At 43.6% G+C, this 24302-nt stretch carries 29 protein-coding genes; 7 read left to right on the plus strand and 22 right to left on the minus strand.

Annotation, left to right across the window (positions count from 1 at the left end):
* Positions 1-10 precede the first annotated feature (10 nt).
* The gene (locus JHD45_RS06220) at positions 11-457 is read right to left on the minus strand and encodes a MarR family winged helix-turn-helix transcriptional regulator (RefSeq protein WP_199475642.1); all 447 of its coding nucleotides are present in this window, start codon (positions 455-457) and stop codon (positions 11-13) included.
* Between the two features lie 194 nt (positions 458-651).
* On the opposite strand from JHD45_RS06220, the gene JHD45_RS06225 reads away from it, so the two are divergent.
* Positions 652-1401 (plus strand): SDR family oxidoreductase, encoded by a 750-nt coding sequence (locus tag JHD45_RS06225; protein ID WP_199475643.1) that lies wholly within the window; start codon positions 652-654, stop codon positions 1399-1401.
* Here JHD45_RS06225 and JHD45_RS06230 read toward each other — a convergent pair.
* The 7 genes from JHD45_RS06230 to JHD45_RS06260 all read right to left on the minus strand — a co-directional run bounded on the left by JHD45_RS06230 (position 1398) and on the right by JHD45_RS06260 (position 10429).
* On the minus strand, positions 1398-3059 hold the full coding sequence (locus JHD45_RS06230; protein WP_199475644.1) for a tannase/feruloyl esterase family alpha/beta hydrolase: 1662 nt from the start codon (positions 3057-3059) through the stop codon (positions 1398-1400). The two genes, JHD45_RS06225 and JHD45_RS06230, sit on opposite strands and share 4 nt — an antisense overlap.
* 180 nt (positions 3060-3239) lie before the next feature.
* On the minus strand, positions 3240-4133 hold the full coding sequence (gene cyoE / locus JHD45_RS06235) for a heme o synthase (protein ID WP_199475645.1): 894 nt from the start codon (positions 4131-4133) through the stop codon (positions 3240-3242).
* Between the two features lie 67 nt (positions 4134-4200).
* Entirely contained in the window at positions 4201-4530 is a 330-nt protein-coding gene (gene cyoD / locus JHD45_RS06240) for a cytochrome o ubiquinol oxidase subunit IV (RefSeq protein ID WP_199475646.1), read from the minus strand.
* A complete protein-coding gene (cyoC, locus tag JHD45_RS06245; RefSeq protein ID WP_199475647.1) occupies positions 4531-5142 on the minus strand; it encodes a cytochrome o ubiquinol oxidase subunit III in 612 nt (203 codons plus the stop codon).
* Between the two features lie 2 nt (positions 5143-5144).
* Complete coding sequence (gene cyoB / locus JHD45_RS06250; RefSeq protein ID WP_233407620.1) at positions 5145-7130, minus strand: cytochrome o ubiquinol oxidase subunit I; 1986 nt, start codon at positions 7128-7130, stop codon at positions 5145-5147.
* Positions 7130-8161 (minus strand): ubiquinol oxidase subunit II, encoded by a 1032-nt coding sequence (cyoA, locus tag JHD45_RS06255; protein WP_199475648.1) that lies wholly within the window; start codon positions 8159-8161, stop codon positions 7130-7132. Before cyoA ends, cyoB begins: the two co-directional genes overlap by 1 nt.
* Positions 8162-8893: 732 nt before the next feature.
* Complete coding sequence (locus JHD45_RS06260; RefSeq protein WP_199475649.1) at positions 8894-10429, minus strand: PLP-dependent aminotransferase family protein; 1536 nt, start codon at positions 10427-10429, stop codon at positions 8894-8896.
* Between the two features lie 106 nt (positions 10430-10535).
* On the opposite strand from JHD45_RS06260, the gene JHD45_RS06265 reads away from it, so the two are divergent.
* Both JHD45_RS06265 and JHD45_RS06270 read left to right on the plus strand, forming a co-directional pair.
* Positions 10536-11186: a pyridoxamine 5'-phosphate oxidase family protein gene (locus JHD45_RS06265; protein WP_199475650.1), complete on the plus strand. Its 651-nt coding sequence runs from the start codon at positions 10536-10538 to the stop codon at positions 11184-11186.
* Positions 11187-11448: 262 nt separating this feature from the next.
* The gene (locus tag JHD45_RS06270; protein ID WP_199475651.1) at positions 11449-12603 is read left to right on the plus strand and encodes a hypothetical protein; all 1155 of its coding nucleotides are present in this window, start codon (positions 11449-11451) and stop codon (positions 12601-12603) included.
* Positions 12604-12717: 114 nt separating this feature from the next.
* Here JHD45_RS06270 and JHD45_RS06275 read toward each other — a convergent pair whose 3' ends face one another.
* The gene (locus JHD45_RS06275) at positions 12718-13170 is read right to left on the minus strand and encodes a carboxymuconolactone decarboxylase family protein (RefSeq protein WP_199475652.1); all 453 of its coding nucleotides are present in this window, start codon (positions 13168-13170) and stop codon (positions 12718-12720) included.
* A 72-nt stretch (positions 13171-13242) separates the two neighbouring features.
* Between JHD45_RS06275 and JHD45_RS06280 the strand changes: the two genes are divergently transcribed.
* Complete coding sequence (locus JHD45_RS06280; RefSeq protein ID WP_199475653.1) at positions 13243-13713, plus strand: MarR family winged helix-turn-helix transcriptional regulator; 471 nt, start codon at positions 13243-13245, stop codon at positions 13711-13713.
* Positions 13714-13904: 191 nt separating this feature from the next.
* On the opposite strand, the gene JHD45_RS06285 is transcribed toward JHD45_RS06280, so the two are convergent.
* Positions 13905-14120 (minus strand): DUF2798 domain-containing protein, encoded by a 216-nt coding sequence (locus JHD45_RS06285; protein WP_199475654.1) that lies wholly within the window; start codon positions 14118-14120, stop codon positions 13905-13907.
* A 101-nt stretch (positions 14121-14221) separates the two neighbouring features.
* On the opposite strand from JHD45_RS06285, the gene JHD45_RS06290 reads away from it, so the two are divergent.
* On the plus strand, positions 14222-15112 hold the full coding sequence (locus tag JHD45_RS06290) for a LysR family transcriptional regulator (RefSeq protein ID WP_199475655.1): 891 nt from the start codon (positions 14222-14224) through the stop codon (positions 15110-15112).
* A 355-nt stretch (positions 15113-15467) separates the two neighbouring features.
* On the opposite strand, the gene JHD45_RS06295 is transcribed toward JHD45_RS06290, so the two are convergent.
* Positions 15468-16298 carry an Imm49 family immunity protein gene (locus JHD45_RS06295; protein WP_199475656.1) on the minus strand — a complete coding sequence of 277 codons (831 nt, stop codon included), beginning with the start codon at positions 16296-16298 and terminating at the stop codon, positions 15468-15470.
* 22 nt (positions 16299-16320) lie between these two features.
* Positions 16321-16470: a hypothetical protein gene (locus tag JHD45_RS06300; RefSeq protein WP_199475657.1), complete on the minus strand. Its 150-nt coding sequence runs from the start codon at positions 16468-16470 to the stop codon at positions 16321-16323.
* Between the two features lie 81 nt (positions 16471-16551).
* On the opposite strand from JHD45_RS06300, the gene JHD45_RS06305 reads away from it, so the two are divergent.
* The gene (locus JHD45_RS06305) at positions 16552-16869 is read left to right on the plus strand and encodes a helix-turn-helix domain-containing protein (protein ID WP_199475658.1); all 318 of its coding nucleotides are present in this window, start codon (positions 16552-16554) and stop codon (positions 16867-16869) included.
* Positions 16870-16906: 37 nt separating this feature from the next.
* On the opposite strand, the gene JHD45_RS06310 is transcribed toward JHD45_RS06305, so the two are convergent.
* From JHD45_RS06310 to JHD45_RS06350, 9 genes are all read right to left on the minus strand, one after another.
* A complete protein-coding gene (locus tag JHD45_RS06310; protein WP_199475659.1) occupies positions 16907-17290 on the minus strand; it encodes a DUF2750 domain-containing protein in 384 nt (127 codons plus the stop codon).
* Between the two features lie 26 nt (positions 17291-17316).
* Positions 17317-17517, minus strand: coding sequence for a polymorphic toxin type 8 domain-containing protein (locus JHD45_RS06315; RefSeq protein WP_199475660.1), 201 nt, complete (start codon positions 17515-17517; stop codon positions 17317-17319).
* A gap of 12 nt (positions 17518-17529) precedes the next feature.
* Positions 17530-17775 carry a hypothetical protein gene (locus tag JHD45_RS06320; protein ID WP_199475661.1) on the minus strand — a complete coding sequence of 82 codons (246 nt, stop codon included), beginning with the start codon at positions 17773-17775 and terminating at the stop codon, positions 17530-17532.
* A 181-nt stretch (positions 17776-17956) separates the two neighbouring features.
* Complete coding sequence (locus JHD45_RS06325) at positions 17957-18244, minus strand: VENN motif pre-toxin domain-containing protein (protein WP_199475662.1); 288 nt, start codon at positions 18242-18244, stop codon at positions 17957-17959.
* A gap of 227 nt (positions 18245-18471) precedes the next feature.
* A complete protein-coding gene (locus JHD45_RS06330; protein WP_199475663.1) occupies positions 18472-18954 on the minus strand; it encodes a hypothetical protein in 483 nt (160 codons plus the stop codon).
* Entirely contained in the window at positions 18954-19166 is a 213-nt protein-coding gene (locus JHD45_RS06335) for a hypothetical protein (protein ID WP_199475664.1), read from the minus strand. The genes JHD45_RS06330 and JHD45_RS06335 overlap by 1 nt, the downstream gene beginning before the upstream one ends.
* A 298-nt stretch (positions 19167-19464) precedes the next feature.
* Entirely contained in the window at positions 19465-20295 is an 831-nt protein-coding gene (locus JHD45_RS06340) for an Imm49 family immunity protein (protein ID WP_199475665.1), read from the minus strand.
* 15 nt (positions 20296-20310) lie between these two features.
* Positions 20311-21135 carry an Imm49 family immunity protein gene (locus JHD45_RS06345; protein ID WP_199475666.1) on the minus strand — a complete coding sequence of 275 codons (825 nt, stop codon included), beginning with the start codon at positions 21133-21135 and terminating at the stop codon, positions 20311-20313.
* Between the two features lie 120 nt (positions 21136-21255).
* Positions 21256-22428: an MFS transporter gene (locus JHD45_RS06350; RefSeq protein WP_199475667.1), complete on the minus strand. Its 1173-nt coding sequence runs from the start codon at positions 22426-22428 to the stop codon at positions 21256-21258.
* A 176-nt stretch (positions 22429-22604) separates the two neighbouring features.
* Between JHD45_RS06350 and JHD45_RS06355 the strand changes: the two genes are divergently transcribed.
* Complete coding sequence (locus JHD45_RS06355) at positions 22605-23492, plus strand: LysR family transcriptional regulator (RefSeq protein WP_199475668.1); 888 nt, start codon at positions 22605-22607, stop codon at positions 23490-23492.
* Positions 23493-23566: 74 nt separating this feature from the next.
* Here JHD45_RS06355 and JHD45_RS06360 read toward each other — a convergent pair whose 3' ends face one another.
* Positions 23567-24301: a M15 family metallopeptidase gene (locus JHD45_RS06360; protein WP_233407622.1), complete on the minus strand. Its 735-nt coding sequence runs from the start codon at positions 24299-24301 to the stop codon at positions 23567-23569.
* Position 24302: the final 1 nt, after the last annotated feature.

A 24302-nucleotide genomic window follows, 5' to 3' on the forward strand; every position in this document is an offset into this window, starting at 1 on the left:
GCGGTTAGCATTAAGAAACACTGTCGGATGAATCGTCTTGCAAATTGCGGTGTATTTTCTCTAAAAGACCTTGTAACTGATCTATTTCATGGACGGTTAACCCATCAAAAGCTTTCACTCTCACTTCCCCAATCGCTTGGTTTATGTGCGTCAATTGCTCGGCAGCCGCGTCGGTCACATACAGGCAATAAGCCCGACGGTCAGCAGAATCCGCGCGTCTTTCCACCAAGCCTGCTTTGGCTAATTGATCAATTAAACGAGCCAAGGAAATCGGCTGAATTTCTAAGTGTTCCGCTAAAGTAACTTGTCGAATCCCTGGATAACGAGAAACAGAAAGCAATGTTTTCGCCTGCATCAGCGTCATGACACTTGAGTTTTTGTTGTACTCACGACGCATCAAACGCAATACATCTGTCATTAAGAAACCGATACTGTTACCTAGGTTTTTATCCGCCATATTCCCCACCCCCAATTCAGTATGCTTTGATTATTATATACATAGCTTATTATATTCAATGATGCTTTTTTAAAGTACGCAATGATTCCTTAATAGATTCGGTTTTCACCACATTGTTGGGAGCTAAAACGCTACCCACCAAAAACGAAAGTTGCTAATGTCGTAGGCCGATGAACCAACCATAAGGACATTTCATGAGTCAGCCCATGTTATTGATTACAGGCGGTAGCCGAGGCATTGGTGCCGCAACCGCGATCTTGGCGGCCCAGCAAGGCTATGAAGTCATTATCAACTATCGCTATGATGAAAGTGCCGCGAACGCCATTCAGCAGTCGATTGTCGCGACTGGAGGGAAAGCCCACTGTGTACAAGCCGATATCAGCCAAACCTCGCAAGTAAAAGAAATGTTCTCATTGATTCGGAAAAAATGGGGGACGATTCAAGGATTGGTCAACAGCGCCGGCGTATTGGATCAACAAACCTCTTTTGTCAACACAACCCCAGAACGTTGGCAGCGTATTTTTCAGACCAATGTCTTTGGCACCATGCAATGCTGTCAAGAGGCTTTCCAAGACATGGCGCGCAGCAAAGGCGGACAAGGTGGCAGCATAGTCAATGTGTCATCGCTGGCTTCCGTGTATGGTTCACCTAACGAATACGTGGACTATGCGGCAAGCAAAGGCGCGGTTGATTCTTTCTCACGCGGGTTTGCTCTAGAAGTCGCCAGCGATGGCATCCGAGTCAATGTTGTGAGGCCAGGCCTTATTTATACGGATATGCATGCTGACGGTGGCGAAGCGGGCCGTGTGGATCGAATCGGCCCAAACTTGCCCCTACAGCGAGGGGGTCAGCCAGAAGAGGTGGCGGAAGCGATTGTGTGGTTGCTGAGCAACAAATCCAGCTATACCACAGGCGGCTTTATCGATGTTGGTGGTGGACGTTAATAAGAAAACGCATCCACGCCACAAGCAAACGAACTAGCCAAAGGATAGGGCCCTTGCTGATAGACCGCATAGGACGGGTAAGGGCACAGAGGTCGAGTAATGCCAACCATGCTCTCGGGTAACTCTGGGTTGGGAAGGTGTGTCGCCGCAACAATAGTATTAGGGCGTTGCTGACTTTCTACCCAGTTCACTAATGGCCTTAACAGATCAAATCGATCCAACGTCGGGCCACCTTCTCCATGAGACATGCCAGGTACACGATAAAAACGCACAAACTGATCCGCTTTACCCGCTAGATTAAAATTGAGGTAATCATACCATCTCATGGTATCTCTCACCGAAAACACCGGATCACTATTACCATGGAAAATAATCATTTTACCACCATGCTGACGAAATACCGTCAACTTAGGATCCATCACATCCGGCGGCGTCATAACGGTCATGGCAGACTCGGGAAACCGTTGATTGGTTGCGAAAATTTTTGGTGCATCTTTATCAAAGTCAAAATCCAATAAAAATTGCTCAAGAGAAAACGGGTTACTCTTAACTTTGACGGGGGGTGTCATAAAAATCGTCGCTAAAGAAGCCGCCCCCAGAACATCAATAATCGGCTTACGAGACCAATTATCTACCGTACTTTCTATTTTCCAAGTGCGCCAGTTGCTGGACAGCATCCCTGTATCGTAAACCCAGCTGGAGTAAAGAGCTTCATTTTTACTATTATGGGGCCCCTGAAACATACGGATAATCGCAGAGACTTTTTCCACCGGGAGACAATCACGATCAAACTCACTTTTACACACCAATGAAGTGGGTTCAAACTGGCGTTGGCAGGCGTTAGAGGCAAAAATTAAATGATCTCGAAGACCATCCAAACCATCACAGCGCCTCAATAGCCCTCGTACAAACAACGATATGTCCCGAGGGGTCAATGCCTTGCCAAGATCCGCATTAACTGCATGAAGAGACTGTATATCCCAAGCATGCTGAAGGGCGGCTTTGGGCATATTGATCCCAGGATAGCCAACTAAGAGACCATCAAAAAAGTTCGGAAAGCGCGTAGCGGCGACCATCGCCACACGACCACCATTGGAGGCACCAATGCCATAACTGTAACGGATAGGCGAGTTGTAATATCGCTCCGTCATTAAGCGAGCAATGGGATAGAGCTTACGAACCGCATCGTAGCCAAAATCACGACGTGCTTGGGGATCGAATCCAAACATAGCACTGCCGATTAAGCTCGATGAGTCCCCTTTATCCAGATTATGCCCCCCATTACTGGAAATGACCGCAAAGCCTTGATTCACCGCATACTGAGCCGTGACTTGTCCTGTCATATTACCGAGGGCTGGCCTAACCACACCATCATTACCGCCATTAAACTGGTAGGCAAGGCGCCCTTGCCAAAAACGTGGTAAACGTATTTCAAACTTGATTTGGTAGCGCTTTCCGTCAATGCCTAAACGCTTAGGAAGCGACCCTTGAACAAGACAATAGGGATAACGCACCTGAGCATCAGGAAAATGCATATCGGCCTTGGCACTCACCCCTTGAGGCAAATTTAATACTAGCGCTTGGCAACTTAGTGCATTCGCGGCGCCAGAGAAGACAGATAGCAATACAGTCAAAAAGGACACAAAAGGCCACTTCATCACAAAATCCTTTGTTTTGAAAACCAAATACTCAGTTCGATACAAGAAGACACTACCTCAACAAGTCTTAAACATACGGTTCAAAAACACAAGATTCATTAGAAACAAAAGAAAAAGGAAGGCAGGAAACGAGCTGGAATAGAATAATAAAAACGGGCCTAAGCCCGTTTTCGAAACACATTAGTGCGCTGACGCAAAAACCAAAAAGTCAGTTGGCAAAGTTCTAAAGTCCACTGACATTGTGATACTTAAAGCCGTTACCGTAAAAATGGAAAAGAAAAACACCTGACGTGCCCATCCATTAATATCAATATCCTTGCGATAACCCTTAAGCGCCATACCAAGCCACCACAAACTAGTCGCAAGCGCCACCACCATAAAACCGATACCAACGTAGCCAGTTAAAGGTAATAAAGCAGAAACAATAGCAAAGGCTGCAATGTGCAGCACAATGTGTCGCTTCGCTTTGGAAATACCTTCAGCAACGGGCAACACCGGAATATTCGCAGCCGCATAGTCTTTGTAGCGAAAAATAGCAATGGCATAAGAATGCGGCATTTGCCAAATAGAAAACATCGCTAACAAAATGGCTGCACCGGCATCAAACTGACCTGAGGCAGCACAATAGCCAACCACTGGCGGAACCGCACCGGATAAGCTACCAATAAACGTGCCATAGACAGAATTGCGTTTGAAATACATGGTGTACAGAACGACATACACAAAGTAGCCAAAACCGGCAAAAAACACAGCCACCCAATTGGTAAAGTAAGCCAATAAGCCAAAGCCGATTATGCCAATCACCAATGAATGGAAGAAAGCCGCTTTACCAGACATTTCACCCGTAACAGTAACACGATTACGTGTACGCTGCATTTTGGCATCAATGTCTCGGTCAATGTAGTTGTTCATAGCGCAGCCAGAAGCCACCACCAGCGATAATCCAATCACTGTCGCGAGCATCAGAGTCCAGTCAATCTCGCCACGAGAGGCTAAAAAGAAGCCCCCCGCAACAGAGATGAGGTTGCCCATAATGATGCCAGGCTTAGTCACCTGAAGATAACGCTTAAACATCTTTATGAACTCCCACCGGACGCGCATCACTTATAATGAAAGAAGTCCGCATACTCATCACGTTCACTTACATCATCATCGCATTGGCGGCGTACATTAGCCATGTGGATAATCCCACCACCATTATGATAATTACCGCAGCAAACATAATTGCGTATGTGTCCCACTTACCTTCTTCAGAAAAGTTCAAATGTAAGAAGTACTTCATATGAACCAAAATCTGAATAACAGCTAAGATTATGATAGTGATATAAGTTGGCCCATTCGCAAAAGTATGGGTCATCACCATCCAGAATGGAACGCCTGTCAGAATAACAGACAGTACAAAACCAATCAGATAAGACTTAACACTACCGTGACCGCTGGTTGAATGCGAATCAGAAGAATGATTACTCATTTATACTGCTCCCATCAGGTAAACGAAGGTAAAAACACAAATCCAGACAACATCTAGGAAGTGCCAGAATAAGCTTAAGCAGCTTAGGCGAGTAACCGTACGGCTACCAAAACCTGACTTCAAAAGCTCAACTATCAAAATAGCCATCCAGATCAAGCCCGCTGTCACGTGCAAGCCGTGAGTACCCACAAGGGTAAAGAAGGCAGTCAGAAACGCACTTCTTTGAGGGCCATTTCCTGCCTCAATCAGATGGTGGAACTCATACAATTCCATGCAAATGAACACAGCACCAAATGCAAAGGTCACGAACAACCATAGCAAGGTACCAGCTCTATTGCGGTTATGAGCGCACACCATCGCGAAACCGTAAGTGATACTTGAAATAAGCAGCGCTGCGGTTTCGACGAGGACAAAGTCCAACTCAAAAATATCTTTACTCGATACACCACCCGCTGTGTTCATAAAGAGCACAGCATAAGTGGCAAAGACGGATGCGAACAACAAACAGTCCGTCATTAAGTACAACCAAAAACCAAACACATTATGTGGTGCTGGGTGATGATCGTGATGCTCATCGTGAGCGACATGTGCATTCATATGTGTCGTACTCATGATTACCCCTTAGCCACGTTGTTACTGTCTAAATGTGCCGTCTCAGTACGCAAGACCTCATCAGGCTGAATGTAATAATCCACATCAGAGGTATAAGCACGAGCGACAAGAGAAATAAATCCTCCCAATAGACCCAAAGCCGCTAACCACCAAATGTGCCAGATAAGAGCAAAGCCCATGATGGTCACACTGCCCGCAATCGCCATACCAGCCTTCGTATTCTTAGGCATATGGATTGGTGCATAGCTGTCTTTACGAACATACGCTGTGCCTTTTTCCTTCATATCGGTAAACGCATCAATATCGTAAACCGTTGGGATCTCAGCAAAGTTGTATACTTGCGGTGGAGACGCAGTCGACCACTCAAGAGTATGACCATTCCATGGGTCACCCGTTGTATCTAGGTTCTGTTTGCGGTCACGGAAGCTCACGTACAACTGTAGCAACTGACAAGCAATACCTGCCATGATGACAAATGCACCAATCAGAGCGATGTATAACCACATATCCCACTGTGGGTTATTGGTATGGTTTAGACGACGTGTCATTCCCAAGAAGCCCAATACGTAAAGAGGCATAAAGGCTAAGAAGAAACCAATCAACCAACACCAGAAAGCCGCTTTACCCAACTTAACATTAAGATGGAAACCCATTGCTTTCGGGAACCAGAACGCAAAACCAGCCAAGTAGCCAAAGACCGCACCACCAATGATGGTGTTATGGAAGTGGGCAATCAAGAATAAGCTGTTATGCAATACGTAGTCTGCACCAGGAACAGCAAGCAATACACCTGTCATACCACCGATGGTGAAGGTCACCATAAAACCAAGTGTCCACATAACCGGCACTGTGATGCGAAGACGACCACGATACATAGTAAACAGCCAGTTAAACAACTTAACACCTGTTGGGATGGCAATGATCATTGTCGCAACACCAAAGAAGGCGTTAACGTTGGCGCTTGACCCCATGGTAAAGAAGTGGTGCAACCATACGATGAAACCTAAAACGGAAATCGATGCAGTCGCCCAAACCATAGATTTGTAGCCAAACAGACGTTTACCCGTAAAGGTTGATACGACTTCAGAGAAGATACCAAACGCAGGCAGTACAAGAATGTACACTTCAGGGTGACCCCAAGCCCAGAACAGGTTGATATACATCATTGAGTTACCACCACCAGCAATCGTAAAGAAGTGGAAGTCTAGGTAACGGTCAAGTGTCAACATGGCCAATACAGCGGTCAAAATTGGGAAAGACAACGCAATCAGGATGTTTGCCCAAGTACAAGTCCAAGTAAAGATTGGCATGTCCATCAACTTCATGCCAGGGGCACGCATTTTGAACACAGTTGCTAAGAAGTTAACTGCGGTTAAAGTTGTCCCTATACCGGATATCTGCAAGGCCCAGATATAGTAATCGACCCCCACGTCCGGACTGAACTTCAAGCCCGCCAATGGTGGATAGGCTACCCAACCTGTTTTTGCGAACTCCCCGATAAACAAAGAAATGTTAATCAGGATAGCACCACCCACTGTTAACCAGAAACTCAGGTTATTCATGAATGGGAAGGCAACATCTCGCGCACCAATCTGTAACGGCAAAACAATGTTCATCAAACCAATCATAAATGGCATCGCCATAAAGATGATCATGATAACGCCGTGAGCCGTAAAGATCTGATCGTAGTGGTGCGGTGGTAAGTAGCCTGTGCCGCCATCGGTTGCGAAAGCCAACTGTAAACGCATCATCATCGCATCGGCGAAGCCACGTAACAGCATGACCAAAGCCAGCACAATATACATGATGCCTAATCGTTTATGGTCGATTGATGTAAACCAATCGTTCCACAGAACACCCCATTTTTTGTAGTACGTAATTAAGCCAATAACAATAGAAGCTAATACGACAACGCCGCAGAATGTGCCCACAAGAATAGGCACATCGTATGGTATGGAATGTAAAGATAATTTGCCTAGAATAGACATTATTTGTCAGCCTCCGTATTCATCTTGTCAGATGATTCTTGACCCATCTTCATCTTATTATGATCCACGCTGCCGTGATCCATAGACATAGAATCGTGACCCATTGAACCGTTTTGATTCAACTTATCCATTTCCTGCATCATCTTAGAATCGAATGGACCGCCCTTAAGAATCTCTACACGGCCATAGTCTTTCATAAACTTCATCACAATATCGTTGAAAAGACCGGGTTTAACAGTACCGAAGTACTCAACAGGGTGATTTTCAGAGTCTTTAGCAAGTTCAGCAAAAGAGGCAGACGTTAACGCATTACCCGATGCTTTTACTTTGGCAACCCATTTATCAAAGTCCGCTTCGTTTGGCGTCGCAATCGCCTTGAACTTCATACCTGTAAACCCAGGCCCACTAAAGTTGGATGAAAAACCTTTAAATGTGCCAGGCTCATTGGCGATCAAGTGAACTTTCGTCACCATGCCCGCCATTGCGTAGATTTGGCTACCCAATTGAGGAATGAAGAAAGAGTTCATGATGCCATCAGAAGAAATATTGAAAGCAACGGGAACGTCAGCGGGGAAAGCCACTTCGTTAACAGTTGCAATGCCAAGATCGGGATAGATGAACAACCATTTCCAGTTCAAAGAAACCACTTGAACATTGATATGCTCTTTATCCGACTTCAACGGCTTATAAGGATCTAATGCATGAGTAGATTTCCACGTAATCACACCAAGAATGATGATGATAACGATTGGAACTGCCCAAACAATAGTTTCAATTTTTGTAGAGTGCGACCATTTTGGTTCGTAAATCTCATTGCGACCTTCACGATATTTCCAAGCGAAATAAAGTGTCATAAAGATCACAGGGATTACAACAAGCAGCATAAGAACAGTCGCAACAATAATAAGTTGCTTCTCTTCAATACCGACTTGCCCTTTAGGATCAAGCACGCCACCCTGACAACCAGCGAGTAACGCCACTGTTATCGCCAAAGCGATTTTACTTAGGATACGAGTTAACAAGAGAATCATCCTCTAACCCTGAGGTTCACAACACTGCAACTTGCCCATCAAGAAGCAGAACGAAAAAACCGGTACATTACCGGCATTTCAGCAAAGATGTTCCGAGCACTGCGGACAGCACTAAAACACCATTACCTCGTTAGTTCTTATTAACGAGGTAATCGTGTTACTGGATCACCTAAATCTGAAAGAGATAGCTCTACACCTAGCTTCCTGCGGATCATTCACAATGAATCGAACAGGAGAACAGTCCAATAAGGTGGTCATTTGACAACGAGCAAAGTTGATACTTGTTAATGTCAACAAGTATCCAACCAATATAACGAGAACAGAAGCGCTGCTGGCAGCCAGCAACGTTTCTAAAATTTGGGTTGGAGGAACAATGAGATACGATGAAATGGAAGCATCAGACACTAAATAAAACGTAAAAAAAGAGCACGTAAAAGTCCCCAACAAATGAACGGCCATTTGCTTAGTAAGAGACTCTTTTTTAGAGAATAGGGTGCTACATTTGTTCACTTTTTTTTCCAAACAATTGCTATAAATCCATAAATAGGCCGCTGTATAAACAATGTAAACCATCAGCTGACACTTGTATTTGTATTTGTTGGGCGGAATATAACAAAAAATACCCTCGACACAAACCCCAGTGTAGCGTTTGAGGCCACTTTCTTCACGATTTTTTTTCAAAAATCCTTTTTATAAAACACAAATCCACATTTTATTTACACTCTAATGTGCCTATCTTTTAGGGCAGATTTCTCTACACACCTCAGCCAATGCTTGCACCAAAACGCGCATAACGTCTTCTGGTGTGCTGCTAAACCCAAGAACAAACCCTTGTCGACTAGGCTTTCTAGCAAAGTAATTTGACAAGGTAGACAACAGAAAACCTTGCTCTTTCATCCTCGTCGCGATGACTTTATCCCACAACGGTTGTTTCAGGCCCTTAACGCTGTCTTCGTCTATCGGTTCGACAAGGCCATGCGGCTCTTCAAACCAACACGGTGCCAATTCAAGCAAAATATGCATGCCACCACTCGGCCGTTGCCAAACAAACCATGGGACAAGACACGCTTCCAACAGTGCCAGCAAGGCATCTCGCTTTAAGCGATAGTAACGACGCATGCGATTCATATGTCGACCAAAGCTCCCCTGAATCATAAAATCCGCTACCGCAGGTTGTATGGGCAAAGACACGGAAGAACCCAACAGCTTCTGGCTCCTTGCCAATTGTTTGACATGTTTCAAGGGAGCGATAATAAAGCCCAAGCGCAAGCCACGAAAAAGCACTTTGGAAAAGCTACCAATAAAAAACAAACGCTCCTTTGCTGCTCCATGTAAACTCGCGGTTTGCATGAGCGGTACATTACTTCGCCCCTGATAGACAAACTCATTGTCATAATCATCTTCTACTAGCCACCAAGAAGAAGAGGAGTCTTGTAAACGCTGAATCCACTCTTGCCGTCTTGGCGAGCTCATTGTTATACCTAAAGGATACTGTCGGCCGGGTGTCAGTACTGCGACATTATTTGGAGAGAAGCTAGAATCGTCTGCAGGTTGCAAACGGGTGCCGTCATCGTCCATGGGCAGAAGACCAACGTTTCCTTGTTGTGAAAGTGTCTCGATTATCGGCAAATAAGTGGGATCTTCAACCCACCATTTGGCTTTTTTCGCAACATTGACGAAAACATGTTGCAGCTGTAACAAAGCATCGCGATTACCCGCTGTCAAGAACACTTGCTCAGAATTACATTGCAAACCCCGAACTTGATAAAGGTAGTCCCTGATCGCCTCTTTCAGCGCCGGAAAACCAGATTCATAATCACCATTTAATACCTTCCAATCCGGTTTTAACCAGCTGCGGCGCATACTAGCGGCCCACTCTTTACTCGGAAAGACAGACACATCCGCCCCAGAGTCAAAGGCTAGCCACGCTTGTTCGACAGTCTTTTCCTCATTGGTCATCTTATCTAATTCAATGGGCGACGTAGCTTTGACCGATTGTGCTGCTATGCTATTAATCGTCGCCGCAACAAATACACCACGCTTTTGCTCACTCACGAGAATCCCTTCGGCAATGAGCTGTTCATAGGCTCTGGACGTCGTACTCCGAGATACGCCCAAGGACAATGCCAAGGCCCGCGACGAAGGCAATTTATCGTTTACAGATAATTGCCCAGATGCAATGCCTTGCTGGATTTGCTCAATCAATTGTTGGTAATAGGGCGTATCTTCACTTAAAGAGAAGCGCAAACTGGCTACCGCGTGCTTCATAATCTGGCCTGCTTATTTATCTTCATTCTGGCTATTTTTATTAAAGCCAGATTTCTCTAAAGTCTTGTTATAGCTAGCCATCTAGCAAGATACAAGGAGAGAATTCATGAGCCAGTCACTCACAGAAACGTCATTAAGCAGAGTAAAGCGCGGCCCAAACCGCGCCTCCTACGATAAAGACCTAGCCCTGGACATTATCGATGCGGCGTTAATGTGTCATGTAGGACAAACTAAAGACGGTCAAGCCTTCGTTACGCCCACCAGCCATTGGCGAGAAGGTGATTATTTCTACTGGCACGCCCATTCCAAAGCACGCAATGTCAAAGGACCAATCGACGAGCCTGAAAAAGTTTGCATTAACGTCAGTCTATTGGATGGTTTGGTATTGGCACGTTCTGCCATGCACCATTCGGTGAATTATCGTTCCGTCACCTTATTTGGTGTACCAGAACGTATTGAGGACCAAGAAGAAAAAGTTCGCCAGTTCAAACTCTTCTTAGACAAAGTCAGTCCTGGCCGCTGGGAAACGCTACGCCCAGTGAACGAGCAAGAAATCAAAGCCACGGGCGTGGTTCGAATCAAAATCGACGAAGCTTCCGTCAAAATGCGCGCCGAACCTCCCGTTGACGACCCTGCCGATAACGACTGGCCAGTATGGGCAGGTGTACTGCCATTGGAAAGACAGTGGGGAAAAGCAGAACAAGATCCGCTGCAACAAGAAGATTACTCAGAACCAACAGCGCCAAACGCGGTTTAGATCTTATCTATGACAGCTAGGAACAAGGCAATCGCTTCAAGCGTGTCTTGTTCTGTAAAAGACAAGCTGCTAGGATCAAAATCATGACTTATTTACTCGCACGTCCACATCGATTTATCCGCCTCCGAGTCCCTACACTGGACCCGGCGGCTTTGTTCTACTTGAAATAACCTTTCATAGACAAGCTCTCTCCGAGTCCCGACTCGGAGGAATCCAAAAAAGACGACTTTCACTTTTTATCTTGGATTTATGGAGCATAACCATGTCTACTAACAACGATTTAACCTACGAATATCTCACCCACGAACAACTGCTTAAGGCACTCTCCCTACGCGACCTAACCAACCCAAAGCAAGGCATTCATGCCATGCAACAGCTCATCAGCGAGGCCGAAACCGCCATCCAATCCCTGTGGTCTTGTTACATTCAAAGGCTAAACGCCAACCCCATAGTGCCCGTTTACGAAAACTATGACGCCCTTGGCTATCCCAACGATGGCGCCTCCAGAGACAGTCGCTATAGCCGTTATGTCAATAAAGATTTAATGCTACGAACGCAAACCTCTAGCGCCGTTCCCACCTGGTTAAGCAGCTGGCGCCATTATCGTCCAGAGTCACTTGGATTATTAAGTCATGGCCTTGTCTATCGCCGCGATTGCATTGATCGCTGGCACAGTGCCGAGCCCCACCAACTGGATATCTGGATTGTCCTGCCGAAAAGCCAAGCCAGTGACGAACAGATTTTGCATGACAGTATTGCCGCATTAATGGGCACCTTATTACCCAACCATAAAGCGGCAATCTCCACCTCACCCCATCCATATACCAAAAACGGTGTGCAGCTGGATGCCATTGAACAAGGCAACATCGATCAGAGTGAACTTATCGAAATAGGCGAGTGTGGCAACATAGATCCCGCCTTACTTGATCGAAATGGCTGGTCTAGCGAACACTATACGGGCCTTGCTATGGGGTTGGGATTAGATAGAGTACTTATGCTACGTAAGGGCATCCCTGACATTCGTTTATTACGTGACCCAGAGCCCAGAGTGCAAACACAAATGCAAACCCTCTCACCTTGGCAACCAGTCTCTCGACAACCCATAACAGAACGAGACCTCTCCCTCGTTGTCGATCAACATATCGATATGGACATCATTGGTGATAAAGTGCGCTTAGCACTGGAAGAACAAGCCGAGTGGTTAGAAGACATTCGACTTATCTCACGAACGCCCTATCACGCACTGCCACCAGTCGCCATCGCAAGGCTTGGCATAGCCGAACACCAAGACAATCTCTTATTACGCTTAGTGCTTCGTCATCCTAGCCAAAGCCTGCCCACCGCGTTAGCCAATGAAATCCGCAATACCGTGTATTTAGCGCTTAACGAGGGCAGCCAGACGCATTTAGCCATCTAACTCTTTTTGAAAAAGGCACGACAACTCAAAAAGCACAGAGATATATTCCCTGTGCTTTTTTATATCTTGTTGGCAATTTTATACGCCAAGCTGTGCAGAAAAGGCCCTGCACAATTAAGCTGGGAACTTCAACCCGCCTGCGATGCGGTTCCAAGCGTTTATGTTACCGATGGCCGCTGTTAAAAAAGCAATTTCTGATTCGGTAAATTGTTTTACTAATTCGTCATAGGATGTACTAGGCACTTTTTGTTGGACCATCAAGGTTAACGCCTCGGACCAATCTAACGCTGCACGCTCTCGATCTGAAAAGAGATCAACCTCTCGCCATTTGGATACGGACTCCATCTTTTCTTGAGACAACCCCACTTTACGACCAAAAGAAAAATGCAGCTGTAGGCAGAAAGCGCAGTTGTTCATTTGTGAGACACGAATTTTTACAACCTCTGTGAGCGCTTTATCTAAACCTGAATCATCAATTGCCTTCCCAAGGGCTTTTAACGCCACCACCACAGCGGGTGCAGATTTTTCATAACTTACATAATCAAAGTAAACGGATGCTTCTTTCATGATTCACTTTCTCCCTCACAAACATTAATATAAGAACTCGAACATCATAAAATATATCAGAGTTCTTACATTATGAGCAAGAAGAAACCATCTCATAGCCGCATTCCAGACGTTGGCGAAGGCAAACGTGGCATAGAAGGTCATATTGGCTATTTACTAAGACAGGCACATGGGAGCCATAAAATCCGTATGGAAAAAGCCCTAACGGAATATGACATTACCCTACCTCAGTTTTCAGTACTCACTATGCTTGATGCCTACCCAGGTGCCTCGGGGGCAGATCTGGCAAGATTGTCACTGCTCACACCGCAAACTATGAGTGTGATCGTGAAAAATTTAGACAAGGCAGATCTAGTGACCCGACGTCCACACCAAGAACATGGTCGAATTCAAGTCATTGACATCACTGACTCAGGCAAGACACTCCTAAACAAGTGCAAAACAGCCGTGGCATTAGCCGAAGCGGATTTATTAAAAGGCTTTACCAAAGACGAAGAAGCCATCATCCGACACTGGCTTGTCACAACCGCCAAAAATATATAAACAGAATACTGGGGAGATTCAAAAACAGGCTATAGGAGAAAACACCAATGACTCTGGATTCATTGATCTGAAATGCGTAGGAACTTGGGGGATGCAATGGGGAACACAACCCATTATGTTTTATCTGGAATTTATGGCACTGGCTGACTTATAAGCATCCCCATTGATCCAAGATGTATTCCCCTATGTTTTTATATCTTGTTGGCAATTTTATACGCCAAACTGTGCAGAAAAGGCCCTGCGATAAAGGAGATGATGCCAGCGGCCGGCCAAGCTAACGCCCAAGCATTCATCCAAAAACGAACAAAATCCGGATGCATGCCGATGTTCACGTAAGTGATCCACGCTGACATAATCAGTGACAAGGTAAACGACATAAGAACAGCAAAAATAATTCTATGCTTCATATAAACACTCCTATCGTTAAATTTTCTTTGAAACAAGACTAGCAAGCATCTATATGTGTAATATATAGCTAAATTTAATAATCCATTTTACAAATATGCAAATGTTAGACGACTTAAAGATTTTTATCACTGCCGCTAATAAAAATAGCCTCACGGCGGCGGCACAGCATCTTGATATGACCATCGCCACTGTGTCCCGTCGTATCAGTGCCCTTGAACAAAAACTTGGCTGCGAGTTATTACATCGTTCAACAAAAGGGCTCACACTCACGCCAACAGGAGAAGCTTACTACCAAGAATGTGCTGAGTTTGTTGATGCCCTAGACCAACGGATTTCTAACCTTGATCAAACCCTGAATAGCTTACAAGGGGATTTAAAGGTTTTAGCACCGGTGAATCTGGGCAGTGGACCACTGGACGCATTTTGGCAAGGTTTTATCCAACTGTATCCAGATATCAGACTGGACATAGAATTAAGCAATACTCTGCAAGACATAATCAGTACCCGCGCAGACATCGCCCTGCGCTCTGGACCACAGCCAAACTCCTCATTGATACAAAAGCGGCTGGGACACATCGAGCCCATCTTAGTCGCTTCTCCCAACATGCCGCATCCTCTGCCTCATTCTATTGAAGAGTTGAAAAATGCACCGAGTATCGCCTCGCAAATGTTTTCCGATTGGCCGTTAATCAATAGTGCAGGGGAAAGGCATGCGCTGAATAAAGACCATCAGCACATCAGCAACGATATGAACATCACACTCAACCTGACCAAGGCAGGGGCAGGTATTTCGTTAATTCCAATGAGTATTGTCAATACTGACCTAAAAAAGGGAGAGCTAATTCGAGTATTGCCAGAATGGCGTGGGCAAGATAGGGAGATTTATTTAGTGTGGCCTTATCGACGCAGCTTATCAGCCAGAGCCTCGTTATTTAAAGATGAGTTAATGTCATTCCTTGAAAAGCAAACTTGGTTTCACCCAACACCTTAGTCAGCCGTTTTCAATGTCAACCAGATAGTCGAAGGAATGGAAGTAGGGCCCGCGTCATTGATTTTTAATCAAAGCCAGTTTCACCCTCTTGGTCCTTATTTCACTGGAACGGTGGCGACTTTAACAGTGATAATATGAGACCTTTGCACGATGTCACAAGCGACGCCAAGACGCGGCAAAAACAGACGAAAAAGCGGAGTTTATCCCTATAAATGAGCATTTTAAGTCTGTTGTTAACACAGTATTGGCAAGCGCATTAGTCGTACAAAAGTCTCAATATGCATATCCGTCATTTGTATACACCGTCGCGATCGCCATTCAAAATACCAATGACAACGAGCCCATTCCACTACAGCTAAATAGGAAATGCTTTCATAAAATCAAACTCATCTTCATAGTTCTCTAGCGGCTGCACAGGGATCCACTCTTTCGGAAAATAAGGACTGTCTACGATGATCTCATAGCCATATCGCCATGCGAGCTTGCTGTATCTTAATCCTAAAGAACTGATTAAATTTTCTGTATAAGCACCTTCAGCAGATTGGCGTTGATAAATTTTTCTCGGTGTAACTAACTCTCTTATCACTGCCTCCATCCCTTGCTTATCGCCTTTTGCTAGTGCCACATAAAACTGGTTATCCAGCAAAAAACGCTTAGCCCAATTCTTAGGCGGGTTTTCCACAAAATATTCCGCCCGCTCGCCCAGCAAATCAAGATCCCCTCGTAATGCTAAAGCAAGTTGCAATGAGTAGTAAGCTCCATCATTAACCTTACTGGACTCTTTATGATTAACTTCAACTTCATAATCATAAATTAATTGACTAAACCATGAAATCAAAGGTTCGTGGTCTGATAGTAGATAAAAGATGCTATCCTCAATAGCCGTACGTGGGCTGGCGTTATTACATGGCGGTTGCCCACAAATGTATTTCAGCTTCAGTATGTTATAACAAAGGTTTTTAAAGGTAGCCAAATCCCCCCCATGAAACCAATGTGACATAGCCTTTGCTTCAAGATAACTTGAAAGCAAGCTTATTAAATCAACAGAATGCTCTGGATTAGCCTGGCTCTCGATCTTTTTACATCGTATTTCTAACCTTTCTGGAGTATTAAAGTCACTATTGACTTCATTGTCGCAGTGCTGCAACCGAGCAACCATTTTGTCATTTATCAAAGTCGGTTTCATTTTTATCCTTTTGGTCCTTATTTCACGGGGCTATGGCTATTTTAACGGGGATAATTAGCACATCTCCCGTTTTTTTATCCACACCCGCAACAATCGTCTTTATCGGTGTCCCGTTTTCTAAGGCTTTACGCAATACGGCTTTCGCCTCACCCTCTGGAAGCGCGTCTTGCACCTTAACTAACCATTCTCTACTTAACTGGATAATATCCTTGTTTGGACCACTTATACCAAGCTTAAAGGCGCCTGCTTTAGGATGTTTTGCGAGACACCCATATTAAATACTTTATATTCTCACATCACTCAGATTCAGCGCTATGAGAACGGCAGCACCCAGCCAACACTGGATATTATCCGTAAGCTGGCCACCACTTTAACAGTAAGCGCCGCTGAACTGATTTTTGGTGAAGGGGAACGTGGGCTGGATGAGCTGCTAAGGCTGCAATTTGAGGCAATCTGTCAGTTTGATGAAGAGGACAAGCTACTAGCTCAGGGCGTTTTGGAAGGCTTGATACTCAAGCATCAGACCAAACAATCATTGCAGCGACAGGCTGCGGCTAAGGGGAATAAATAGCAGATAAAGAAAAGCCCTGAACTCCGGGGCTTAACAATTAATAATTTTCTAATTCTTCATTTAAGTCAGCCAAAAGCTGATCAACTGCAGGCGTCACACCTTTATCTGAAGGAGTATAAAATATGCCTGGCAGCACGCCGTCGTCTTTCAGATTAGGAAGCAATTCACCCATAAAATCTTCCAAGGAAAAAGACTCCGGCTCGTAACCGCTCCATTCTTTATCAGAGCACAATTGCGCATACTCTTTAGCAGGCCATAATGGGAAAACTGTTTGGCCATCATCAGTTGAAGCTAATGCCCAACCATCCTGATACAATCCCCAAACCTCTTCCCAATCAGCAACAACTTTTACAAAGTGCTTATAACGTTCAGATCCAGCTAGTGCAATAACGGACTCTATTTGCTTTGCATTAATCTTCATACTTTTTGACCCAAAGGAGGCAACCGCTATTGCGGCGGCCTCTCGGCATTTTTCCTACCAAAGTTGTCATACTTATGCTGCAAACGGTGAAGGTCTCTATCCTGAAGATTGGAATGCTCGTAACCGTAACCTTTTGCAGCTTCACGACCACGCTCATGCACTAAATCTTTACCTGGCGGATTACGAATGGTGATGTGTGTCCTATTAAGCTGTTTGGAACACCACATCAAAGCAACAACTCAAACAAGATCTTCGTCGGCATCTATTCCATCCAATCCAATGTCCTCAAGCGATATATCAAAAGCTTCTGCCTGCTGCTGCATCAACGACACCACTCTGTGGAAACAAGCCATATAGCCAGTAGAGAAGTCAGTATCCTTCTCTACTAACTGTTGCTTCGCTTCCAGTGCCATTTCTCTTATCAGTACACCAAGATCTTTAAGATAGTTTTGGTACACCGTAGTATCCGCATTTTTCTCAGTCATAGTTATAATCCGTTCAAAACATCTTGTGCTATAGATTTCAGTTCCTGATGTCGGGAAATATCTTGCTGCCAGTGGTGGAGCAAGTTTTGCTGATGTTTCAGACTCAATTCATTGACAGGAATTGATTGGACACACAGCCTATGAGCCTGGAAAATACTGGCTTCTTAAGATGTGTGTCCCATTAAATATTATCTTGCTTCCCATTACTTTTACAAACTCTCATCGCTCTACTGAACGTCTCTTTTTGCTTAAGCGTCAAATAGTTATTCGCGACGGCATTTTCACCCAATTGACTGGTAGCAATGGCATTGGTCGTACTGCCCGTCCTGCTGCCTATTGCAAAGGAGGCGGCCCCAAATATCGAGGCGATGGTTTGCTTTTGGTCGGCATTTAGCTTTTTCGGATCGGATGTACCATAAAGCCATTTTGCAACCGCTGGTGCGGCTGCTTCAGAGGCGGCAGCCGACATACCCGCTGTCATTAAATTAATAGGACACACAGCCTATGAGCATGGAAAGTACTGACTTATTAAGATGTGTGTCCCATTAAATACAGGGCCTGCGTCAAAGCTGCAACAGCAGATCGAGCAGGTCAGGCAACTGCCAAGAGCTAAACAGCAATTTGTGATGGAGATGCTAGAGACGGTAATACAACAGACCGCACATTAAAAAGCCCGCGAGAGCGGGCTTTGTTGGTTTATTTGTCTATCAAGTAGAGTGTATTTGGCGGGCAACTATTTATACAATCCGCAACAACAGTATTTTCAAATGACTCAATAGAGGCATGTTTTATTTGCTCTATTTCATCACAGAAACTAATTGAAAAGCCTAATTCTCGCACACAATCTTGCTGCACTAAGTATTTAATGATCTTCGTGATTTCAAAAATCCTCTCCTTCAACATCGAAGGAAATTTTTTCCGAAAGTCACTTTCCGATTCATCATTTGGATCGTAATATTCTTCCTCAAGCAATATCGTTGCAGTGTTAGATTCATTCGAATCTGATATTAAAAACTGAACAATATCACTTCTCTGGAAATGACTTTCGGGATAATTATACAGCTTCAACTCATCCGTAAACTTAAACCCGAAAGGTGTCACTTGCTGCACATCACGTTCTAAAACTATCAATTCATTTCTTGGGATTGAATTTATATACCCAATAATAGTCTCACTCATTATTCACCTATCCAAGGGCCAGCAGGAGTTCCATTTTCAGAAAGTGGTCTGTAAACATTCTGCTTAATAGGGTAACCACGATCATTGTAGTCAAACTGGTGCTCATGAGCTACAGACCTGCCATCAGCACGCTGGCCCAATGAGCCGTGAGTACTTTGTTGACCATAATCTTCTCTACGAAATGCTCTGCCTTTATCATCATAATAAGTCACACTTGATGAACCAAAGCCAGTCTCATCCTCTTAGTTCATTATTTCACTGGAACGGTGGCGACTTTAACAGTGATAATATGAGACCTTTGCACGATATCACGAGCGACGCCAAGACGCGGCAAAAACAGACGAAAAAGCGGAGTTTATCCCTATAAATGAGCATTTTGAGTCTGTTGTTAACAAAGTATTGGCAAGCGCAGTAGTCATACAAAAGTCTCAATATGTATATCCGTCATTTTTATACACCGTCGCGATCGCCATGCAAAATGCCAATGACAACGAGCCCATTCCACTACAGCTAAATAGGAAATGCCTTCATGAAATCAAACTCATCTTCATAGTTCTCTAGCGGCTGCACAGGGATCCACTCTTTCGGAAGATAAGGACTGTCTACGATGATCTCATAGCCATATCGCCATGCAAGCTTGCTGTATCTTAATCCTAAAGAACTGATTAAGTTTTCTGTATAAGCACCTTCAGCAGATTGGCGTTGATAAATTTTTCTCGGTGTAACTAACTCTCTTATCACTGCCTCCATCCCTTGCTTATCGCCTTTTGCTAATGCCACATAAAACTGGTTATCCAGCAAAAAACGCTTAGCCCAATTTTTAGGCGGGTTTTCCACAAAATATTCCGCCCGCTCGCCCAGCAAATCAAGATCCCCTCGTAATGCTAAAGCAAGTTGCAATGAGTAGTAAGCTCCACCATTAACCTTACTGGACTCTTTATGATTAACTTCAACTTCATAGTCATACATTAATTGACTAAACCATGAAATCAAAGGTTCGTGGTCTGACAGTAGATAAAAGATGCTATCCTCAGTAGCCGTCCGTGGTCTGGCGTTATTACATGGCGGTTGCCCAGAAATATATTTCAGTTTTAGCAAGTTATAGCAAAGGTTTTTAAAGGTCGCTAAATCCCCCCCATGAAACCAATGTGACATGGCCTTCGCCCTAAGATAGCTTGAAAGCAAGCTTATTAAAGTAACGGAATGCTCTGGATCAGCTTGGCTTTCGATCTTTTCGCACATATCAGCCAGCTCCTCAGGCGTATTAAAATCACTATTGACTTTATTATCACAATGTTGAAGGCGAGCAATCATTTTGTCATTTATCAGGGTCGGTTTCATTTTTATCCCAATCCTTTAAGAAAATGCTTTCATGAAATCAAACTCATCTTCATAGTTCTCTAGCGGCTTTACAGGGATCCACTCTTTCGGAAGATAAGGACTGTCTACAATGATCTCATAGCCATATCGCCATGCAAGCTTGCTGTATATTATTGCTGATGTGCCGATTAGACCTTGCGTAAACGCCCCCTCATCCCAATCTTTTCGATAATTAAGCCTTCTAGGTGTAACCAGCTCTTTTATTGCCGCCTCCATACCTTGCTCATCACCTTTTGCTAAAGCTAAATAGAACTGATTATCAACCAAAAAGCGTTTTGTCCAATTCTTAGGTGGGTTTTCCACAAAATATTCCGCCCGCTCTCCCAGCAAATCAATATCACCCTGCAATGCTAAAGCAAGTTGCAACGAAAAGTTACTAGAACTATTAGCCAAACTGGAGTCACTATGATTGACTTTATAGTCATACATTAATTGACTAAACCATGAAATTAAGGGTTCATGATCAGACAACAAATAGAATAAGCGATCTCCAATAACGGAGTGAGCCCTAGGATTATTACATGGCGGTTGCCCAGAAATGTATTTCAGTTTCAGTATGTTATAACAAAGGTTTTTAAAGGTCGCCAAATCCCCCCCATGAAACCAATGTGACATAGCCTTTGCTTCAAGATAACTTGAAAGCAAGCTTATTAAAGTAACGGAATGCTCTGGATCAGCTTGGCTCTCGATCTTTTTACACATCTCAGCCAGCTCCTCAGGCGAATTAAAATCACTATTGACTTCATTGTCGCAGTGCTGCAACCGAGCAACCATTTTGTCATTTATCAAAGTCGGTTTCATTTTTATCCTTTTGGTCCTTATTTCACTGGGCTATGGCTATTTTAACAGAGATAATATGCCCGTCCTTTTATCCATCATCGAGGCCATAATACAAAATATCAACGGCTCTGAGCTATTGGCTCAATTAACCACCGTTTTACTCACTTTACCTGCTTTTTCAGAAGCAAAAATACAAATTAACGCACCGGCACCCAATGCAAATATGACAATAGCCAGTGAAGTCACGCTTTTATCTGACAGCATAGCAAAACCGACAGAGACGATACTGACAAGAAGCATCTGAAAGCTACTAAAGAATGCACTTATTCGACCCGCCGACCTTGCTGGGAACAATTGTAGAGCCATCGCGATGGTGTTACTAAAGATTAAAGCTTGACCAAATGTTGCCACCATAAAGCTAATGATTAAAACATAAATATTGGGTGTATAAACCGTTGTTAAGGCGAACATTAAAAAACCAGATAAGGTAATCATCCCGCCACCAATTAAGCAGGAAAAATAGACACTCGTTTTCATGACCAGTGTTTTATTGATGGATGCAGCTATGAAATAAGGAACACCTATTAATACAGCAAGATAACCATACTGGCTGGATGAAAAACCAAAGCCACCTTGAATAAGAAAGGGGGTGACTATGTTATATAACACTATAATACAATAGGCACAAAATCCACCCAATACATTCAACATAAAGCAATGATTAAATAATGCAGATCGATAGTCATGCAATATATTCATCATTCGACCACTTTTATTAGACTCTTCCCGACTTTTGGTTTCAGGAAGATAAAAGGTACACACTAGTATCAACATAAGATCAAAAGCAGCTAACACATAAAAAATAACTTTCCAATCCAAATGATGGACTAACACACCGCCAATAACAGGGCTTAAACCAAAGCCTAAAGCAAACCCCATGGACAAATAGGATGATGCACTTGCTAGTTCTTTTCCTGAGAAAACATCTCTAGCAATAGAACGTCCGCTCGTTAATAATCCACCGCATCCTAAGCCTTCCAGAACACGACATAATACAAAAACGTCTATGGTTTTACTTATGCTATTACCTAAAAAACCGATTAATGCTAAAGTCAACGATGCTAATAAAATGGGTTTTCTGCCAATATAATCGGAGATAGGGCCGAAAAACATAGGAGACACAGCAAAACCAAGCAGAAAGCTCGTCACAGTAAGTTTTGACTGAAAAGCATCAATAGCTAAATTTTGACTGATAACAGGCAAGGCAGGCAGATACAAGGCAATCGATGCTTGTCCTAGAATAGTAATCAGCATAATAAGTCTTTTTATACGTTGATTTGCTGAGTATCTATCATTCATTTATTAAAACCTTTAGCATATTTACTATATTTCTTCAGATTAACGTTACTTTAAAGTAAAAAACTATTGTATGAAGTACTCTTTATTTTTCCAGATAAATTATTGCAAAGAAACTTTGCATAGGATGCAAAATGGATTATCCAATCAGTTCTGACCAGATTTTTTTATTCAAAACCATCGTTGAGAAGGGGAGTTTCTCGAAAGCGGCACAACAACTTGGCGTCCATGTATCGACAGTCACAAGACAGATCGATCGCTTGGAAGAGTCGATTGGTGCGAAGTTATTCATTCGATCCAGTCATTTTATTGGCTTAACCGAATCAGGTGATCATTTATATCGAGAGTCAAAAGAGATATTAAAACATCTTTCTAGTGTTATTGAAGATATCCGACAGATAGAAAATGCAGAATCTGGTGAGATCAAGATCAGTTGTTTACCAACATTTTGTAAAACCGTTATTATCCCCATATTAAAAAAAGTGAAACAAAATAATCAAGATATTCAGCTTAGTTTTGATCTAACAGAACGGTTAGTTGATCCTATTGTTGAGCGTCTTGATCTAGCCATAAGAATTGGAGATCAGCCAAATAGTACGTTATATTCCAAAAAACTCGGAGAGCAAACTTGGCATATATGTGCTAGTCCGGATCTTGTCTCTAAACATCGGCTCACTCATATCGACGAGCTAGAAAATATGCCATTAATCAAAAAATACTCGAAGAACAGTACCGTTTGCTGGAATAAGCTCGAAGAAAGAAACTACATTGCCGCAAAGTGTGACGATTTCCATGGTCAACTCATGCTAGCAATCGAAGGAATTGGTTTTTGCTGCCTACCAAACTGGGTAGTACATGGGTCAATCCAGAACGGCAGTTTAGTGCATGTCTTGCATGACCCCTTTCAACGACGAGACACTATCTATGCATTAAGACCGTTTAAACATCCCAACGCAAAAAGCGCGCTACTCATGGATGAAATAGAACGCTCTTTGGATAATGTTTCCACTGGCCTTCTATAAATATATTAGGCCTAGCATTGATAGCACTGAATATACTGACATTCTATATAGATATCTAAAAATCAGTGAGTCCACTAGAGTGTTAATTGGCTCTTCCACATCTGTTCTATGCTAGTAGTCGATGTTGCGCCATATAAAGCTTTTTTATTATTAGTGAACAGGGCCCATAGCTGATTTCCAAAGTCATAGTGCCACCACTCGCTAGGCAAGTTTGTAAATCCAGCTTTCGTCATCGCATAATATAACATCCTCCGATTATCTCTTTGATTTGAATAGAGAAAGTTCTCTTTCTGCTCAAGAGCAGCAGTCCATGAATCATCACTGGCTTCATCAAACTCTGTCCCCATATCAAGAAGTTTGCCATCTCTGGTGCAAAGGGTCACATCAACGGAGCCTCCCGTTAAGTGTGGACTGGGATTGGAGGGGTTATCCGTTGGAGGAGATACTATGGTACGTGCTTTTTCCAAGGTTTCCTCCACGGTTTGTTTTGGTGTTGCCTTCTGTAGAAGGTTCGTTAAAGTCTCAAATAAGTATTGTTGAACGGGATAGGGTCTCCATCCATCCAGCAGAACCAAATCTATGCCATCGGGTAACGTAGAAGCAGCTTTATTCAAACGATCCATGACAGAGGATCTAACAAAGCATTCAGGCAAAGAGTGCGCAACTTTCATCTTGTAGTAGACCGGGTGGGTTTTAAACAAACTGGATAAACTACTAGGTACAATTTTTTCATGACACTCTTCAATCGGAATGGAAGAAAGCATTTTCCAATTTGGCATACCGGCATTTGGGATTGCTGGATAAATCATA

The organism is Marinomonas spartinae, from assembly GCF_016461715.1.
GTDB classification, from domain to species: Bacteria; Pseudomonadota; Gammaproteobacteria; order Pseudomonadales; family Marinomonadaceae; genus Marinomonas; species Marinomonas spartinae_A.

Excerpts from the sequence above, each read along its gene's own strand:
- JHD45_RS06220 (WP_199475642.1), bottom strand. The coding sequence starts at position 457 with ATGGCGGATAAAAACCTAGGTAACAGTATCGGTTTCTTAATGACAGAT.
- JHD45_RS06225 (WP_199475643.1), top strand. The coding sequence starts at position 652 with ATGAGTCAGCCCATGTTATTGATTACAGGCGGTAGCCGAGGCATTGGT.
- JHD45_RS06230 (WP_199475644.1), bottom strand. The coding sequence starts at position 3,059 with ATGAAGTGGCCTTTTGTGTCCTTTTTGACTGTATTGCTATCTGTCTTC.
- cyoE (WP_199475645.1), bottom strand. The coding sequence starts at position 4,133 with ATGTTTAAGCGTTATCTTCAGGTGACTAAGCCTGGCATCATTATGGGC.
- cyoD (WP_199475646.1), bottom strand. The coding sequence starts at position 4,530 with ATGAGTAATCATTCTTCTGATTCGCATTCAACCAGCGGTCACGGTAGT.
- cyoC (WP_199475647.1), bottom strand. The coding sequence starts at position 5,142 with ATGAGTACGACACATATGAATGCACATGTCGCTCACGATGAGCATCAC.
- cyoB (WP_233407620.1), bottom strand. The coding sequence starts at position 7,130 with ATGTCTATTCTAGGCAAATTATCTTTACATTCCATACCATACGATGTG.
- cyoA (WP_199475648.1), bottom strand. The coding sequence starts at position 8,161 with ATGATTCTCTTGTTAACTCGTATCCTAAGTAAAATCGCTTTGGCGATA.
- JHD45_RS06260 (WP_199475649.1), bottom strand. The coding sequence starts at position 10,429 with ATGAAGCACGCGGTAGCCAGTTTGCGCTTCTCTTTAAGTGAAGATACG.
- JHD45_RS06265 (WP_199475650.1), top strand. The coding sequence starts at position 10,536 with ATGAGCCAGTCACTCACAGAAACGTCATTAAGCAGAGTAAAGCGCGGC.
- JHD45_RS06270 (WP_199475651.1), top strand. The coding sequence starts at position 11,449 with ATGTCTACTAACAACGATTTAACCTACGAATATCTCACCCACGAACAA.
- JHD45_RS06275 (WP_199475652.1), bottom strand. The coding sequence starts at position 13,170 with ATGAAAGAAGCATCCGTTTACTTTGATTATGTAAGTTATGAAAAATCT.
- JHD45_RS06280 (WP_199475653.1), top strand. The coding sequence starts at position 13,243 with ATGAGCAAGAAGAAACCATCTCATAGCCGCATTCCAGACGTTGGCGAA.
- JHD45_RS06285 (WP_199475654.1), bottom strand. The coding sequence starts at position 14,120 with ATGAAGCATAGAATTATTTTTGCTGTTCTTATGTCGTTTACCTTGTCA.
- JHD45_RS06290 (WP_199475655.1), top strand. The coding sequence starts at position 14,222 with ATGTTAGACGACTTAAAGATTTTTATCACTGCCGCTAATAAAAATAGC.
- JHD45_RS06295 (WP_199475656.1), bottom strand. The coding sequence starts at position 16,298 with ATGAAACCGACTTTGATAAATGACAAAATGGTTGCTCGGTTGCAGCAC.
- JHD45_RS06305 (WP_199475658.1), top strand. The coding sequence starts at position 16,552 with ATGTTTTGCGAGACACCCATATTAAATACTTTATATTCTCACATCACT.
- JHD45_RS06310 (WP_199475659.1), bottom strand. The coding sequence starts at position 17,290 with ATGAAGATTAATGCAAAGCAAATAGAGTCCGTTATTGCACTAGCTGGA.
- JHD45_RS06315 (WP_199475660.1), bottom strand. The coding sequence starts at position 17,517 with ATGTGGTGTTCCAAACAGCTTAATAGGACACACATCACCATTCGTAAT.
- JHD45_RS06320 (WP_199475661.1), bottom strand. The coding sequence starts at position 17,775 with ATGACTGAGAAAAATGCGGATACTACGGTGTACCAAAACTATCTTAAA.
- JHD45_RS06325 (WP_199475662.1), bottom strand. The coding sequence starts at position 18,244 with ATGTCGGCTGCCGCCTCTGAAGCAGCCGCACCAGCGGTTGCAAAATGG.
- JHD45_RS06330 (WP_199475663.1), bottom strand. The coding sequence starts at position 18,954 with ATGAGTGAGACTATTATTGGGTATATAAATTCAATCCCAAGAAATGAA.
- JHD45_RS06340 (WP_199475665.1), bottom strand. The coding sequence starts at position 20,295 with ATGAAACCGACCCTGATAAATGACAAAATGATTGCTCGCCTTCAACAT.
- JHD45_RS06345 (WP_199475666.1), bottom strand. The coding sequence starts at position 21,135 with ATGAAACCGACTTTGATAAATGACAAAATGGTTGCTCGGTTGCAGCAC.
- JHD45_RS06350 (WP_199475667.1), bottom strand. The coding sequence starts at position 22,428 with ATGCTGATTACTATTCTAGGACAAGCATCGATTGCCTTGTATCTGCCT.
- JHD45_RS06355 (WP_199475668.1), top strand. The coding sequence starts at position 22,605 with ATGGATTATCCAATCAGTTCTGACCAGATTTTTTTATTCAAAACCATC.
- JHD45_RS06360 (WP_233407622.1), bottom strand. The coding sequence starts at position 24,301 with ATGATTTATCCAGCAATCCCAAATGCCGGTATGCCAAATTGGAAAATG.